The sequence below is a fragment of the Stenotrophomonas sp. 115C5 genome (genome assembly GCF_056861055.1).
In genome coordinates, this window is sequence record NZ_JBSPUQ010000010.1 from 95,242 (window position 1) to 110,213 (window position 14,972).

13 protein-coding genes and 2 tRNA genes are annotated in these 14,972 nt (G+C 67.0%); 8 read left to right on the forward strand and 7 right to left on the reverse strand.

The window, feature by feature from the left end:
• Positions 1-31 precede the first annotated feature (31 nt).
• The 8 genes from cydX (at position 32) to pgaD (ending at position 7,909) form a co-directional block, all read left to right on the forward strand.
• Complete coding sequence (cydX, locus tag AC13FN_RS13425) at positions 32-148, forward strand: cytochrome bd-I oxidase subunit CydX (RefSeq protein WP_005410354.1); 117 nt, start codon at positions 32-34, stop codon at positions 146-148.
• Between the two features lie 56 nt (positions 149-204).
• Positions 205-281, forward strand: a tRNA-Pro gene (locus AC13FN_RS13430).
• Positions 282-421: 140 nt separating this feature from the next.
• A tRNA-Pro gene (locus AC13FN_RS13435) sits at positions 422-498 on the forward strand.
• A gap of 222 nt (positions 499-720) precedes the next feature.
• Entirely contained in the window at positions 721-1,926 is a 1,206-nt protein-coding gene (locus tag AC13FN_RS13440; RefSeq protein ID WP_043400972.1) for a CynX/NimT family MFS transporter, read from the forward strand.
• A 342-nt stretch (positions 1,927-2,268) separates the two neighbouring features.
• Positions 2,269-4,296, forward strand: coding sequence for a poly-beta-1,6 N-acetyl-D-glucosamine export porin PgaA (pgaA, locus tag AC13FN_RS13445; protein ID WP_482985022.1), 2,028 nt, complete (start codon positions 2,269-2,271; stop codon positions 4,294-4,296).
• A 1-nt stretch (position 4,297) separates the two neighbouring features.
• Entirely contained in the window at positions 4,298-6,184 is a 1,887-nt protein-coding gene (gene pgaB / locus AC13FN_RS13450) for a poly-beta-1,6-N-acetyl-D-glucosamine N-deacetylase PgaB (RefSeq protein WP_482985021.1), read from the forward strand.
• 1 nt (position 6,185) lies between these two features.
• Complete coding sequence (gene pgaC, locus AC13FN_RS13455) at positions 6,186-7,442, forward strand: poly-beta-1,6-N-acetyl-D-glucosamine synthase (protein WP_010486660.1); 1,257 nt, start codon at positions 6,186-6,188, stop codon at positions 7,440-7,442.
• The gene (gene pgaD / locus AC13FN_RS13460) at positions 7,439-7,909 is read left to right on the forward strand and encodes a poly-beta-1,6-N-acetyl-D-glucosamine biosynthesis protein PgaD (RefSeq protein WP_054172182.1); all 471 of its coding nucleotides are present in this window, start codon (positions 7,439-7,441) and stop codon (positions 7,907-7,909) included. The genes pgaC and pgaD overlap by 4 nt, the downstream gene beginning before the upstream one ends.
• Positions 7,910-8,049: 140 nt before the next feature.
• Here pgaD and AC13FN_RS13465 read toward each other — a convergent pair whose 3' ends face one another.
• Genes AC13FN_RS13465 through AC13FN_RS13495 form a run of 7 tightly spaced genes read right to left on the reverse strand, consistent with a single transcriptional unit; the run spans position 8,050 to position 14,950 of the window.
• Positions 8,050-9,321, reverse strand: coding sequence for a glutamate-5-semialdehyde dehydrogenase (locus AC13FN_RS13465; RefSeq protein WP_482985020.1), 1,272 nt, complete (start codon positions 9,319-9,321; stop codon positions 8,050-8,052).
• Complete coding sequence (proB, locus tag AC13FN_RS13470; protein ID WP_217013807.1) at positions 9,318-10,475, reverse strand: glutamate 5-kinase; 1,158 nt, start codon at positions 10,473-10,475, stop codon at positions 9,318-9,320. The genes AC13FN_RS13465 and proB overlap by 4 nt, the downstream gene beginning before the upstream one ends.
• An 11-nt stretch (positions 10,476-10,486) precedes the next feature.
• Positions 10,487-10,750: a YciI family protein gene (locus AC13FN_RS13475; RefSeq protein WP_054172185.1), complete on the reverse strand. Its 264-nt coding sequence runs from the start codon at positions 10,748-10,750 to the stop codon at positions 10,487-10,489.
• The gene (gene argH, locus AC13FN_RS13480; protein WP_482985019.1) at positions 10,750-12,045 is read right to left on the reverse strand and encodes an argininosuccinate lyase; all 1,296 of its coding nucleotides are present in this window, start codon (positions 12,043-12,045) and stop codon (positions 10,750-10,752) included. Before argH ends, AC13FN_RS13475 begins: the two co-directional genes overlap by 1 nt.
• 20 nt (positions 12,046-12,065) lie before the next feature.
• The gene (gene argC, locus AC13FN_RS13485) at positions 12,066-13,019 is read right to left on the reverse strand and encodes an N-acetyl-gamma-glutamyl-phosphate reductase (protein WP_217013810.1); all 954 of its coding nucleotides are present in this window, start codon (positions 13,017-13,019) and stop codon (positions 12,066-12,068) included.
• Complete coding sequence (locus AC13FN_RS13490; protein WP_010486646.1) at positions 13,016-13,618, reverse strand: GNAT family N-acetyltransferase; 603 nt, start codon at positions 13,616-13,618, stop codon at positions 13,016-13,018. The genes argC and AC13FN_RS13490 overlap by 4 nt, the downstream gene beginning before the upstream one ends.
• A 3-nt stretch (positions 13,619-13,621) precedes the next feature.
• Positions 13,622-14,950, reverse strand: a complete 1,329-nt coding sequence (locus tag AC13FN_RS13495; RefSeq protein WP_049435088.1) for an acetylglutamate kinase — start codon at positions 14,948-14,950, stop codon at positions 13,622-13,624.
• Positions 14,951-14,972: the final 22 nt, after the last annotated feature.

The window sequence follows — 14,972 nt, forward strand, 5'->3', positions numbered from 1 at the left end:
CCGGCACACCCTTGAACAAAGGAGATCGACCATGTGGTATTTCGCCTGGATTCTCGGCGCCGGCCTCGCCTCGACGGTGGCCATCCTCAACGGCATGTGGTTCGAAGCCCGCGAGCAGAACCGTATCGAGAAAGAAAATCGTCGCTGAGCTGTAAAAAAAACCTTGCCGCCTTGGCCTTCACACGGTATCTTAGGCGGCTCCTTCGGGGTGTAGCTCAGTCTGGTAGAGCGCTACGTTCGGGACGTAGAGGTCGCAGGTTCGAATCCTGTCTCCCCGACCACTCAAGTGGTCGCATTGAAGCCTGGTGAAGTCGTCCAGGCTTTTTTGTTCCCTGAAGTGGCACTGCTTCGGCAGTGTGAAGAAAACAGCATTCACCCCTTGCCGCCATCGGGGTGAATCGCTAGAATAGGCGGCTCCCTTCGGGGTGTAGCTCAGTCTGGTAGAGCGCTACGTTCGGGACGTAGAGGTCGCAGGTTCGAATCCTGTCTCCCCGACCACTTCGGTGGTCACCAAGAAGCCTGGAAGACATCACTGTCCTCCGGGTTTTTTTGTGCCAAGCGCCGGGCCACCCGCATGACGGGACCTTGCCCGGCAGCGCACGTACAATGGCCGCGCTGCCGGCCCACCTGCAGCCCCCACCCCCACCTGCCGCTTCGGCGTAGACCGATGCCGGCGCTGCATGCCGTTGCTGCGGCGTGCGACACCTGCAAGGACCACCGATGAGTTCCTCCACTTCCGATTCGCCGTCGCTGCTGCACGGTCGCGTCCTCGCGTTTGCCGCGATCCTGCTGGCAGCGGTCAACCTGCGCACGGCGGTCACCTCGATCACCCCGCTGCTGGACGTGCTCGGCCAGCAGTTCGGCTTCGGCACCACCATGACCGGCGTGCTGGGCATGCTGCCGACCGCCTCGTTCGCGCTGTTCGGCGTGGCCACGCCGGCACTGGCGCGGCGCCTCGGCCTGGAGCGCACCACCCTGCTGGCGATGGTGATGGCGATGGCCGGCCTGCTGCTGCGCTCCAGCGCCGGCAACGTCGGCACGCTGTTGCTGGGTTCGGTGCTGGCGCTGGCCGGCATGGGCATCGGCAACGTGGTGGTGCCGCCGCTGGTGAAGCGTTACTTCGCCAACAAGGTCGGCACCATGAGTACGCTCTACATCAGCGTGCTGCAGCTGGGCACGATGCTGCCGGCGCTGCTCGCGGTGCCGATGGCCAACGCTGCCGGCTGGCGCGTGTCGCTGGGCATGTGGGCGCTGCTGGCACTGGCCGCCGCACTGCCCTGGCTGGTGCTGGCCAAGCGCGCGCCGAAGCCGCAGGCCGACGCCACCGACCCCACCGCGCAGCCGCATGGCAAGGTCTGGCGCACGTCGCTAGGCTGGAGCATGACGCTCATGTTCGGCATGACCTCGCTGATGACCTACTCGATGTTCACCTGGCTGCCGCGCATCGTGGTCGAGGCCGGTGGCACGCCCGCGTTCGGCGGCGTGATGGTGGCCGTGTTCTCGGCACTGGGCCTGCTACCGTCGCTGGTCATCCCGTCGATGGCGGTGCGCCTGCAGAACCCGTTCCCGCTGGTGCTGATCGGCTTCTTCTCGTTCGTGATCGCCTTCACCGGCCTGCTGCTGGCACCGATGAAGGCCCCGCTGCTGTGGGCCTGCCTGCTCGGCGTCGGTCCGTCCACCTTCCCGCTGGCCCTGACCCTGATCAACCTGCGCACCCGCACCCCCACCGGCTCGGCGGCGCTGTCCGGGTTCATGCAGGGTGTGGGCTACAGCTTCAGCTGCCTGGGGCCGTTCCTGGTCGGCTGGCTGCACACCGTCAGCGACGGCTGGACGATCCCGTTCAGCTTCCTGTTCGGCTGCGCCACCCTGATGCTGTGCGCTTCCTGGGTGGCCTGCAAGCCGCGCAAGCTGGAAGACCTCTGGTAAGCCGCATGGGGCCAGCAACCGGCCCCACCTACCGCTCGTCAGCCCGTTTGCGCATTTTGACGCCGGGCTGACAATTCCGGGCGGATAGTGCCCACGAATGCCCATCCTTGCCGCGTGCCGGCATCGGGCATGGGGGCGGCAGCGCCGCCCAGGCCACCACTCGGTGCGCGAGGGACTCTCGTTTCAGACAAGACATTGCAGGTCGCTGTCCTGGTTCCGCCCATCCCTGCTGGATGGGAGTTCGCGAGGGGAGTGACGCAGGCCACGGCCACCCCAAAATCTGGCATGTGATGTGCGTCACATTTTTCAGGTTATCTGGTTCGGAAGCCAAGGGGGTCCCCAATGGTTGTCCACCGCCGGCTGGCGCTCTGCGTCGGCCTTGCCTGTACCGCCCTGGCCTGGGCCAGCAGTGCTGCCCCGCCCGACCGCGAGGCGGCCCTGGCCGAGATCGGCCGCTACCGCGACCAGGCCCGCTGGCTGGATGCCCTCGGCGCCATCGAGCGCGCCAGCCAGCAGCAGCCCAACGACGATCTGCTGTTCAAGCTGCGCGTACTGACCCTGGGCGACATCGGCAATGCGTGGCGCGCCTGGGAGCTGTATCAGCAGCGCCCGCAGCTGTTCGACGCTGCACAGAAGCAGCGCATCGAAGGCGACTACCTGGCCAAGCTGGTGGTCTGGAGCCTGGCCTACAGCAGCAGCGAAGACAGCCGGCTGGAAGAGGCCGAATCAACCCTGGCGCGCATGCAGCGCTACCTGGGCGCCGAAGGCACCCCACCCGCGCAGGCGCCACTGCGCATCCGCCTGGACCGGCTGATCCTGCTCAACCGGCTGGGCCGCCATGCGCAGGTGCGCGAGGAAGCCCGCGCACTGCAGGCCGAAGGCCATGCCCTGCCCGACTATGTGCTGCCCGCAGTGGGCGATTCGTTGATGGGCACCCTGCATCCTGAGGAAGCCATTCCGGTGCTGCAGGCGGCCGTCGCCGGCGATCCAACGCGCGACGCCTCGCATTCGGAACTGGCTTACGCCTACCTGGAAAGCGAGCAGCAGGAAAAGGCCGTCGACCTGCTGCAGGCATGGCGCGACAAGGAACCTGCCTGGCGCTGGAGCAACGGAAAGTCGCCGTATCCAAACTGGTCGCGCTACGAGGCCGACCTCAACCTGGCGATGGTGCGCGCTTACAGCGGTGACCTGCCCACCGCGCAGCGCGATCTGGAATCGATGGTCGACATCGCACCGGGCAACGGCGGCCTGCAGAGTGCGCTGGGCAGCGTCTACATGATGCGCGGCTGGCCACGCAGGGCGCTGCAGCGGCAACAGATGGCGCATGCGCTGGACCCGCGCGACATCGAGCCACGGCTGGGCATGCAGGAAGCCTACGTCGCTCTGCAGCGCGATGACCTGGCGCGACCGCTGCACGACGATCTGCTTGCACGCTACCCCACCCAGCCCGCCGTCGAACGCATGGACCAGGCCTGGCGCGCGCATCGCGGTTGGCAGCTGAAGGCATGGACCGACATCGGACGCAGTTCCGGCGGTGGTGGCACCTCGCCGCTGGGCAACGACGACCGCCGCTATGGCATCGAGGTCCAGACACCCGTACTCGACGATCGCTGGCGGCTGTTCGCCTTCGCCGACCGGCGCTCGGTCGATTTCCAGGACCAGCGCATCGACCCGCTGTGGCTGGGCGCGGGCGTACGCTACCGCTTCAGCCGGCTGGATGCGGAAGCAGCGGTACTGCGCGCCAACGACCACATTGGCGATACCGGGCTGCGCGTCGGCGTGGGCTGGCAGTTCAACGACTACTGGCATGCCGGACTGATCGCCGCACGCAATGATCCGGAAGCATCGATGCAGGCGCGCGTGGCCGGCATCACCGCTGACAGCGTCAGTGCGCAGGTCGACTATCGGCGCAGCGAACGCACGCACTGGGTGTTCGGCGCCAGTCGCTTCCGTTACGACGATGGCAACCATCGCGAACTGTTCAGCACCGCCCTTGAACAGCGCCTGCTGACCCGCCCACGGTGGCTGATCGATGGCCTGGCCAGTGCCTACACCAGCCGGGGCAGCCGCGACGATGCCCCCTACTTCAACCCGAAGCGCGACCGCATGGTCGAGATCGGCCTGCGCATCGACCAGCAGCTGTGGCGCCACTACGAACGCCACTTCCGGCACCGGCTGACCGTCTCGCTGGGCGACTACTGGCAGGACGGCTTCGGCAGTGCGCTGGTGCCGTCGGTGTCGTACATGCACGAGTGGCAGCTGGGCCAGGGCCGCGTGTTCGAGTATGGCGTGCGCTGGTCGCGGCCGGTCTACGACGGCCATCGCGAACGCCATATCGGCTTCGAAGCCGCACTGCGCTGGGGAGACTGACATGACCCGCATCCTGCGCCTGATCGTGCTCCTGCTGCTGTCGGCTGCGCCGCCGGCCTTCGCGCAGCAGGCCCTGCATCTCGATGCGATCGACAACGGCCTGCTGATCCTCAGCTACCACGACATCCGCGACCAGGTCGCAGCCAAGGGGGATGCCGATACCTATGCGGTGAGCACGCAGAACTTCGCCGCCCACCTGGACTGGCTGGGGGCACACGGCTACCACCCAGTGTCGCTGTCGCAGGTGATCGACGCCTCCCAGGGACGCGCCACGCTGCCTCCGAAACCGGTACTGCTGACCTTCGATGACGGCCTGCGCAGCGTCTACGACAAGGCCTTCCCGCTGCTGCAGGCCTACCGCTATCCGGCGCTGGTGGCGGTGATCACCGACTACGTGGACATGGCACCGGGCCGCACCATCGACTATGGCTACCGCCCGTTCGGCCGCGACGACTTCATCACCTGGGCACAGCTGAAGCAGATGCACGACAGCGGCCTGATCGAGGTGGCCAGCCATACCGACGATCTGCATCACGGGGTGCTTGCCAATCCACAGGGCAACTCGACGCCGGCGGTGGTCACCCGCATCTACAGCCCGGCCACGCACAGCTACGAAAGCGAGCCACAGTACGAGCAGCGCCTGCGCGCCGATCTCGGCCGCAGCGTGCAGCGCATCCAGCAGCACCTGGGCGTGCGCCCGCGCGCCATCGTCTGGCCCTACGCCGCCTACAACCAGCTGAGCAACGACATTGCCGAGCAGCTGGGCATGCCGGTGTCCTTCGATCTGGAAGGCCGCAGCACACCGGTGGCCAGCGACCTGCACGGGCTGGCGCGTTTTCTGGTAAGCGACAACCCGACCGTGGAGGGGCTGGCCTTCGAGCTGCGCCGCGATGTTGCACTCGATGGCATCCGTGCGCTGCAGGTCGACCTGGATGATGTGTATGACCCGGACCCGGCACAGCAGGCGCGCAACCTCGATGCACTTGTCGAGCGGGTCAAGCGCATCTCACCCACCCACGTCTATCTGCAGGCCTTCGCCGACCCGGACGGCAACAACACCGCCGACGCACTGTACTTTCCCAACCGGCACATGCCGGTGCGCGCGGACCTGTTCAGCCGTGTCGCCTGGCAGCTGAAATCACGCGCGGGCGTGAAAGTGTATGCGTGGCTGCCGGTGCTGGGTTTCGAGCTTCCCGACCCGGTGCAGCGCAAAGCGCTGGCGATCCACAACGGCGATCATGACGGCATGTACCGGCTGGACTTCACCAAGCCGGAAGCGCGCCAGATCATGCTCGACATCTACGAGGACCTGGCGGTCAATTCCTACTTCGAAGGCCTGCTGTTCCATGATGATGGCTACCTGCGCGACACCGAGCTGCCGACGCTGGCGGCCGGCGGTGATGGCAGCGCACGCACCCAGGCGCTGATCGACTTCACCCTGGCCCTGCGCGACAGTGCGCAGCGCTGGCGACCGAAGCTGGCGACGGTACGCAACCTGTATGCCGAGCCGGTGCTGCGCCCGCAGAGCGAAGCCTGGTTCGCACAGCGGCTGGACCTGTTCAACAAGGCCTACGACCAGACCGCGCTGATGGCGATGCCGTGGATGGAAGGCAGCAAGCACCCCGAGCGCTGGCTGGACCAGCTGCTGGCCGCTGTGCGCGCGCATGACCCCCAGCTGCAGCACACCCTGTTCGAACTGCAGACCGTGGATTGGCGCAGCGGCCAGCCAATTCCCGCCGAACGCCTGCGCGCGCAGATCCGCCAGCTGCAGGCCCAGGGGGTGCATCACTTCGCCTGGTACCCGGATGATTTCATCGCCGACCAGCCCTCCACCCATGATGCCCGCGCGGCCATGTCCGCCGGCAACTTCCCGTACCCGGAGAAGTGACATGGACATGCATCCGCTGCTGCAGGTCCTGTTCCAGTTCGCCTTCTACTACCCGATGGTGATGGCGTTCTTCTGGATGTCGGGCGGCCTGTATTACTACTTCCGGCGCGAACGCCATTCGCGTCCGCGCAACGACCCGCCGCTGATGGTCGATCCACCGTTCGCGAGCCTGCTGATTCCCTGTCACAACGAGTCCGCGAACCTCGACGACACGCTCGGCGCGGCGCTGGCGCAGCGCTACCCGGCCGACTACGAAGTGATCGCCATCGACGACGGCAGCAGCGACGACACCGGTGCGCGGCTGGACGCCCTGGCGGCAAAGCACCCACGGCTGCGCGTGCTGCACCTGGACCGCAACCTGGGCAAGGCCAATGCACTGCGCATGGGTGCACTCGCCGCGCGTTCGGAGTACCTGGTGTGCATCGACGGCGACGCGATGCTGGAGGAGCACGCGCTGCACTGGATGATCTGGCACCTGGTAAGCGGCAACCGGGTCGGCGCGGTGACCGGCAATCCGCGCATCCGCAACCGCTCCACGCTGCTCGGGCGCCTGCAGGTGGCCGAGTTCTCCTCGATCATCGGCATGATCAAGCGCGCGCAGCGGGTGTACGGGCGCATATTCACCATCTCCGGCGTGATCGCCGGCTTCCGTCGTACCGCGCTGCACCAGGTCGGCTGGTGGTCGGACGACATGGTGACCGAAGACATCGACATCAGCTGGCGCCTGCAGCGGGCGCACTGGGACATCCGCTACGAACCCAACGCACTGTGCTTCATCCTGATGCCGGAAACGCTGAAGGGGCTGTGGAGGCAGCGGCTGCGCTGGGCCCAGGGTGGCGTGGAGGTGATGCTGCGCCACGCCCGCTCGCTGCTGCACTGGAAGGAGCGGCGCATGTGGGGCGTACTGCTGGAGTACGTGCTGAGCGTGATCTGGGCTTACACCATGTTGTTCATCGTGGTGCTATGGGCGCTGGGCAAGTTCATCGAACTGCCCCCGCAGCTGCACATCGCCAGCCTGCTGCCGGAATGGCATGGCGTGATCCTGGCCCTGGTCTGCCTGCTGCAGTTCGCCAGCAGCCTGATCATCGACCGTCGTTACGAAACACAGATTGGACGCAACTACTTCTGGGTCATCTGGTACCCGATGGCGTACTGGTTGATCAGCCTTTCCACCACCCTGGTGGCGTTGCCGAAAACCCTTCTGCGCCGTCGCAGCAAGCGCGCCACCTGGACCAGTCCCGATCGGGGGATCCGATGAACGCACAACGCCCGTCCAACCGCTTCGACTCGCGGATGATCCGCAAGCCGCATCGCCAACCACGCTTCCAGCGCACCGCCTGGGGCTTCGTCACCCTCGCGTTCTGGGGGTTCTACTTCTACCTGTGGGCACCGTTGGTGACCCTGGTGTCGTGGCTGATCGGTGGACAGCTGGCCTGGCGGCAGCTGTACGAACGACAGAACCAGTTCGACCCGTACGTGCTGGTGGCGCTGCCGCTGATGCTGCTGTGTGCCAGCGTGCTGCTGATCGGCTGGGCCGAGTACAACCGCGCGCGCTTCCGTGGCCACGACCGGCGCCTGCCGCGGCCGCTGGCCAGCCTCAACGAAGTGGCCGCCGACCTGGGGGCCAGCACCGGCCTGGCCGAGCGCCTGCTCGGCTGCAAGGCCGCCACGCTGCACATGGACGATCACGCGCGGCCGATCGGCATCCGCCGCGAGGTGGTGTAGCCCGACAACCCGGTGGGTGCCGACCCTGGTCGGAACTTGCCTTGGTAGATGCCGACCTTGGTCGGCGCTTGGGCCTGGTGGGTGCCGACCTTGGTCGGCACCGGGGTCTACCGCGAAGAGCATCCATGCATGGCGTGGATCTACTTGCGCGTCTGCCCCTCACCGCGCACGACAAATCGTTCGACGGTGAGTGCCTCCAGGCCCATCGGGCCGTAGGCGTGCAGGCGCGTGGTGGAAATACCGATCTCGCTGCCCAGGCCCAACTGCCCACCATCGGAAAAGCGCGATGAGGCATTCACCATCACCACCGCCGAGCGCAGCGCGCTGACGAAGCGCTCGGCGTGGCCCGCGTCTTCGGTCGCAATCACTTCGGTGTGGTCGGAGGTATAGCGGCGGATGTGCGCGATGGCCGCATCGAGGTCATCCACCACCCGCACGGCCAGCACCAGATCCAGGAACTCGGCGGCGTAATCCGCATCGGTGGCTGCGGTGCTACCCGGCAGCAACGGCTGCGCAGCCGCGTCGGCGCGCAGCTCCACGCCGCGCTCGCCGAGCGCCTGTGCCACGCGCGGCAGGAACGCTTCGGCCACATCGCGGTGCACCAGCAGGGTCTCCAGCGAATTGCAGGCCGACGGACGACTGCACTTTCCGTCCACCAGTAGATCGATGGCTTTGCCGAGGTCGGCGCTGGCATCCACGAACAGGTGGCAGACACCCTTGTAGTGCTTGATCACCGGCACCCGCGCATGCTCGGCAACGAAGCGGATCAGGCCTTCGCCGCCGCGCGGAATCGCCAGATCGATCAGTTCATGCAGCTGCAGCAGTTCCAGCATTGCTTCGCGGCGCAGGTCGGTCAGCACGGTCACCGCCGCCGGTGGCACGCCATTGGCCTTGAGCGCGCCCGCCAACGCCTGGGCGATGGCTGTGTTGGAATGGATCGCTTCGGAGCCACCGCGCAGGATCACGCCATTGCCGGCCTTCAGGCACAGCGCAGCCGCTTCGGCGGTCACGTTCGGGCGCGCCTCATAGATCATTGCGATCACACCCAGCGGCACGCGTACCTTCTGCACGCGGATGCCGTTTGGACGCACATCGTCGCGGGTGATCTGGCCAACGGGATCGGGCAGCGCGGCGACCTCACGCACGGCTTCGGCCATCGCGAACAAGCGTGCCGGGTCCAGCGTCAGGCGGTCGAGCATGGCGCTGCCAACGCCCTTGTCGCGCGCGGCGGCGAGGTCACGTGCATTACCGGCAAGGATCAGCCCGGCATTCACTTCCAGCGCCTGTGCCATGGCCAGCAGCAGCGTGCGGCGGGCCGCACTGTCGAGGCCGGCAACGATCTGGGCCGCGTCACGGCAGGCACGCACCTGCGTTTCGATGTCGCTCATCGGGGAGTCCTTCAAACCGGTCATGGCAGCACCAGATCGTCGCGATGGACGACGCTGCCGCCGTAGTTGTAGCCCAGCACGGCCTCGATGTCGCGCGAATGGCGGCCGGCGATCCGGCGCACATCATCGGCCGCGTACTGGCTGACGCCGCGCGCGACGCAGACACGGCCCTGCGGCGCGTTCCAGCACACCTGCACCATGTCGCCACGGCGGAACACGCCCTCCGCGCCGGTGATGCCACCGGGCAGCAGCGAGGCGCCCTTCTCGCGCATGGCCTGCGCCGCGCCGGCATCGATCACGATCGCGCCCTCGACCAGCGGCGCGTGCCGCAGCCAGTGCTTGCGTGCGGCCTCGCGGCTGCGCGCGGCGTGGATACGGGTGCCGAACAGGCGATCCTGTGCCAGCGCGCGCACCACATCGCCACTGCGGCCATTGAACAGATAGGTTTCGATACCGAGGCGACCGGCTTTGGCCGCCGCTTCCAGCTTGGTCCGCATGCCGCCGGTACCGGCACGCGAGCCGGCGCCGCCCGCCATCGCCAGCACCTCGTCACTCAGTTCCGGCACGTCGTGCAACGGCCGCGCATCGGCCACGGTGCGCGGGTCGGCGCTGCACAGGCCATCGATGTCGGTGGCGATGAACAGCGCATCGGCATCGACCAGTGCCGCTACCGTTGCAGCCAGGTTGTCGTTGTCGCCGAGCTTGAGCTCGTCCACCGACACGGTGTCGTTCTCGTTGACCACCGGCAACGCGCCCAGGCGCAGCAGTTCGCTCAGCGTAGCGCGTGCGTTGAGGTAGCGGCGGCGGTTGCGCAGGTCGTCGTGGGTCAGCAGCACCTGCGCCACCGGGCGCTCGAAGAAGCGCTGCCAGAGCCCGATCAGCTGGGCCTGGCCGAGCGCGGCCAGCGCCTGCCGCGCCGCCATCGCCGCACCGGGCTCATCGGCCCGCGGCAGGATCGCGCGCCCGGCAGCGACCGCGCCGGACGACACGATCACCACCTCGCGCCCGGCCAGTACATTGGCCGAGACGAACTGGGCCAGGCCCAGCGCGTGGCGTGGCGACAGGCCACCGCCATCGGCAGCCAGCAGGCTGCTGCCGACCTTCAGCACCGCACGCCGCCATGGTGGCAGCGCTTGTTCGGGGAACGGCGAGGCGACATGGGCAGCGTGCTGGATCATCGGTCAGGCTCTCAGCGGGTGTTCCATTCGTGCACGGTCAGGTCGGAGGCCTGCATCGTCACCAGCGGATCGGTGGCGATGATGGCCTGCGCCTGCGCCAGGCTCTCGACATTGCACAGCACATAGGCGCCACCGCTGCCATCAGCGAAGCCGCCGGTCAGCTGCAGCTTGCCCTGCGCCTGCAACGCATCGAGGAAGTCACGGTGCGGCTGCACGGCGGCGGCATTGAAATCGGGCCGGCGCATGGCCAGCACCAGGTAGACCGTGCCCGCCATCAGGACAGCGCCTGCCAGCGCGCGCGCAGTTCATCCAGGCGCAGGTCGGCTGCCGAACCCGGCGACACACGGGCGGCCAGGCTGCCTTCCGGCGTGCGCCCGTGCCCTGCACTATCGGCACCGGCCGCAGCGGCCTTGTAGGCCTCGCGGAACGGCACGCCAGCCACGGCCGCTTCCACGGCAACGTCGGTGGCATACATGCCCGAGTCGATCGCTGCGCGCAGCCTGTCGTCACGCCACTCCAGATTGGCCAGCAGCGCCGGCAGCAGCTCCAGCGCGGCCAGGCCACGGCCGAAGCCGTGGAAAATGGCGCCCTTGGACGACTGCAGGTCGCGGTGGTAGCCCGACGGCAGCGACAGCAGCTGTTCGATCTCAGTGCGTGCGGCGGCGACGCTGGCATGGGTGGCGCGCATCAGCTCGATCACATCCGGGTTGCGCTTGTTGGGCATGATCGAGCTGCCGGTGGTGTACTGCGCCGGCAGCGCGACGAAGCCGAACTCGGCGCTGGTGAACAGCGACAGGTCCCAGGCAATGCGGCGCAGGTCCAGCGTGGCACCACCCAGTGCTTCCAGCGCGGCCAGCTCGAACTTGCCGCGCGACAGCTGCGCGTAGATCGGCGAAATCTGCATGCGCGCAAAGCCGAGCGCGGCGGTGGTGTGTTCGCGGTCCAGCGGCAGATTGACGCCATAACCGGCGGCGGTGCCCAGCGGGTTGGCATCGATCAGTGCATGGGTGTCACGGGCGCGGATGGCATTGTCGATGAAGGCCTCGGCCCAGCCGGCCCACCACATGCCCGCCGAGGACACCACGGCACGCTGGATGTGGGTGTAGCCGGGAATCGGCAGATCCTTCTCGGCCTGTGCGCGGTCCAGCGCGACCTTGGCCACCTCGGCGCTGAGCTGCGCCACGCGCTGCAGCTTCTCCTTAAGCCACAGGCGGGTGGCGACCAGGATCTGGTCGTTGCGGCTGCGGCCGGTGTGGATCTTGCGACCCGCATCACCAAGGCGTTCGGTCAGGCGCGCTTCGATCGCCGAGTGGCCATCCTCGTACTGCGTATCCAGCACGAAGCGGCCTTCGCGGAAGTCCTGCGCCAGGATCTCCAGTTCGCGCAGCAGGCCGGCCAGCTCGTCGGCGCTGAGGATGCCGATGTGCTGCAGGCCTTGTGCATGCGCGGCGCTGGCGGCGATGTCGTGCAGGAAGAATTCGCGATCAAGGATCACGTCGTCGCCGGCGAGGAAGGTCTGGATCTGGGCGTCGACGGCGACGCCGGGCTTCTGCCAAAGAAGGTCTGCCATGGGGGCTCCGGAATACGTGTTCAGTGCGGGATCGACGTCAGTTCGTCGATGCCCAGCGCGAGGTTGAGGTTCTGCATGGCCTGGGTGGCCGCGCCCTTGAGCAGGTTGTCCAGCGTCGCCACCACCACGACCCGCTTGCCGCCCGGGGCCAGGGTGAAGCCACCGACCTGGGCACCGTGGCGACCGGCAATGCGGCTGACCCACGGCGCTTCATCCACCACTTCGATCAGGGGTTCGCCGGCATAGGCCTGCTGGAAGCGCTCGACGATCTGCTCGCGGGTCTGCACCCGGTTCAGCCATAGATTGGCGGTGAGCGTGATTCCACGGAAATGCGGCGCGACGTGCGGCATGAACTCGACCGCCACGCCCAGCTGCACGGACACTTCGCGCTCGTGCACGTGGTTGGTCAGCGCATACGGCATCAGGTTGTCGGCCAGCAGTTCGACGTTGTTCTTGTCCGACGGCGTGGTACCGGCACCGGAGTAGCCGGAGACACCGAAGCACTGCGGCGGGCCGGCCAGCAGGTCCAGCAGCGGATGCACCGCCAGCTGCATCGCGGTGGCATAGCAGCCCGGGTTGCTGATGTGCTTCTGGCCGTTGTAGCGGCCACGGGTCAGCTCCGGCAGGCCGTAGTACCAGCTGTTGTCGAAGCGGTAATCGGCCGACAGGTCGACGATGACAGTGTCCGGCTTCGCAGCTTCAAGCGCGGCCACGAACGGCGCGGCCAGGCCATTGGGCAGGGCCAGGATCACCGCATCCACGCCCTTGGCGGCCACCGCGTCGGCGTCCAGGTTCTCGTACTGCAGGTCACCCTGGAATTCCGGATGGTGATCGGACAGGCGCTGCCCGGCGCGCTCACGCGAGGAGACGAAAGCCAGTTTCAGCCGCGGATGGGCGGCCACCAGCTTGATCAGCTCGGCACCGGTATGGCCGCGGGCACCGACGATACCCAGGGTGAAAGTCGAATCGTTCATGCGTGACTGTCCAGGCGGTACTGCAGGTGGCGCTTCACGCCCTGCCATTCCGCATCGATGATGGAGAAGATGACGGTGTCGCGCGGCGTGCCGTCGGCATGCCGCTTGTGGTTGCGCAGCACGCCGTCCTGCTTGGCGCCGAGGCGGGCGATGGCGGTGCGCGAAGTGAAGTTGAACCAGCTGGTTTCCAGCACCACGCTGATGCAGCCCATGGCCTCGAAGGCGTGCTGCAGCAGCAACAGCTTGGCTTCGGTGTTGGCGCCGGTGCGCTGCACGCGCGGCGCGTACCAGGTGTAGCCGAGACTGAGCTTGGGCACGCCGGCATCCATGTCGTAGAAGCGCGTGCTGCCGATGATCTCACCCGCCGCATCGCGGATCACGAAGGGCAGCACCTTGCCTTCAGCCTGCGCCTGCAGCGCGGCCTGCACATAGTGCTCGACCCGCTGCGGTGACGGCACCTGGGTGTACCAGAGCTGGTCCAGGCCGCTGCCTTCAAGCGCATCGCGCAGGCCCGGCACGTGCTCCATCTGCAGCGGCTGCAGGGTTACGTGCTGGCCGCGCAGGGTGGGAACCGTGTTCCAGGCATCGAGGTTGCTCATCGCTCAGCCCTGCAGGCTCGGGGTGCGCTGCGCGCAATGATCGACATAGGTCTTGATCCGGTCGATGCCATCGGCACCGAACCAGAACACCTTCCACTGATCCTGCTTGTAGCAGCCATCGGACTCGGCGTAGTAGAAGTGGTTGATCGGGTTGCCATGGCGCGAGCGCCAGAACAGCTGCGGGGTTTCCTCCAGCATTACGTTCCAGACCGCACGACCGAGGCCTTCACCCTGCGCGTCGTCGAGCACGGCGAACTTGTCCAGGTACACGCCCTCTGCCTCGTCGGTGAGGATCACCGCGGTGCGGTAGTTCTCGCTGACATAGGCACGCAGCAGTTTGGTCTTCTGGAAATAGTCAGGCACCAGGATGCGGCCGAAACTGGATTCGATCAGGCCCTTCAGGCGCGGCAGATCCAGTTCGTCCCAGGCGGTGGCGCGCAATACTTTCTCGCCCTTGCGTACCAGCGTGCCCGAGCCCTTGTGGGTGAACAGTTCCTTGGCCAGGTCGGCGGGACGGGTGATCGACACCGACGATTCCAGCGGCAGGCGATCAAGCAGATCCTTGATCTGTTCGATCTTCACCTTCATGCCGCCGTGGATCCACGGCTGCGCGATCAGGTGGTCGTACTCGGTCGACAGGTTGATCGAATCGATCACATTGCCCTGCTCGTCCAGCAGGCCGCCGGTGCCGGTCAGGAAGATGATCTTGTACGGCTGCAGCTCCTGCACCAGTTCGTTGGCGGCAAAGTCGGCGTTGACGTTGAGGATCTGGCCGCCGGCGGTTTCACCCAGGCTGGTGATGACCGGGATCGAGCCGGCACGCAGGCTGGCCTCGATCGGTGCCAGGTTGACCTTCTTCACCTCGCCGACCAGGCCGTAGGTGTCCACGTCCAGGTACTCGGCCTCGAACACGCCACCGGTGATCGAGGTGGCGCGCGCGCCGTTCTGCTGCAGCGCCTCGACCAGGCGCAGGTTGGACTGCTGGAACACCCGGCGCACGATCGCCAGCGCTTCCGGCGAGGTCACGCGCAGGCCGTTCACGGTCTGCTTCTCGATGCCGGCGGCCGACAACTCGGCATCCAGCTGCGGGCCGGCGCCGTGCAGCACGATCGGGGTCAGCCCGACCTCCTGCAGGAACGACAGCGAGGAGGTCAGCGCGTCGAGGTCGTCGCGCAGCACCGCGCCGCCGACCTTGACCACGGCGAAGCGCTTGGCGTCCAGCTGCGAAAAGCGCTTGAGGTACTGGCTGATCTCCTTCGCGCTGGCCATGCTGGAAAGCAGGCGCACGATGGTCTGGCGGGTCTGGCGGTGGGGCTGGAGGGCAGGAGACATTTCGGTTTCGTCAAGAAGGGAA

Bases quoted from the DNA above. Each gene is read 5' to 3' on its own strand.
- pgaD (WP_054172182.1), top strand. From the start codon at position 7,439: ATGAACGCACAACGCCCGTCCAACCGCTTCGACTCGCGGATGATCCGC.
- AC13FN_RS13475 (WP_054172185.1), bottom strand. From the start codon at position 10,750: ATGGCGGGCACGGTCTACCTGGTGCTGGCCATGCGCCGGCCCGATTTC.
- pgaA (WP_482985022.1), top strand. From the start codon at position 2,269: ATGGTTGTCCACCGCCGGCTGGCGCTCTGCGTCGGCCTTGCCTGTACC.
- AC13FN_RS13490 (WP_010486646.1), bottom strand. From the start codon at position 13,618: ATGAGCAACCTCGATGCCTGGAACACGGTTCCCACCCTGCGCGGCCAG.
- argC (WP_217013810.1), bottom strand. From the start codon at position 13,019: ATGAACGATTCGACTTTCACCCTGGGTATCGTCGGTGCCCGCGGCCAT.
- pgaB (WP_482985021.1), top strand. From the start codon at position 4,298: ATGACCCGCATCCTGCGCCTGATCGTGCTCCTGCTGCTGTCGGCTGCG.
- AC13FN_RS13465 (WP_482985020.1), bottom strand. From the start codon at position 9,321: ATGACCGGTTTGAAGGACTCCCCGATGAGCGACATCGAAACGCAGGTG.
- argH (WP_482985019.1), bottom strand. From the start codon at position 12,045: ATGGCAGACCTTCTTTGGCAGAAGCCCGGCGTCGCCGTCGACGCCCAG.
- pgaC (WP_010486660.1), top strand. From the start codon at position 6,186: ATGGACATGCATCCGCTGCTGCAGGTCCTGTTCCAGTTCGCCTTCTAC.
- AC13FN_RS13495 (WP_049435088.1), bottom strand. From the start codon at position 14,950: ATGTCTCCTGCCCTCCAGCCCCACCGCCAGACCCGCCAGACCATCGTG.
- proB (WP_217013807.1), bottom strand. From the start codon at position 10,475: ATGATCCAGCACGCTGCCCATGTCGCCTCGCCGTTCCCCGAACAAGCG.
- AC13FN_RS13440 (WP_043400972.1), top strand. From the start codon at position 721: ATGAGTTCCTCCACTTCCGATTCGCCGTCGCTGCTGCACGGTCGCGTC.
- cydX (WP_005410354.1), top strand. From the start codon at position 32: ATGTGGTATTTCGCCTGGATTCTCGGCGCCGGCCTCGCCTCGACGGTG.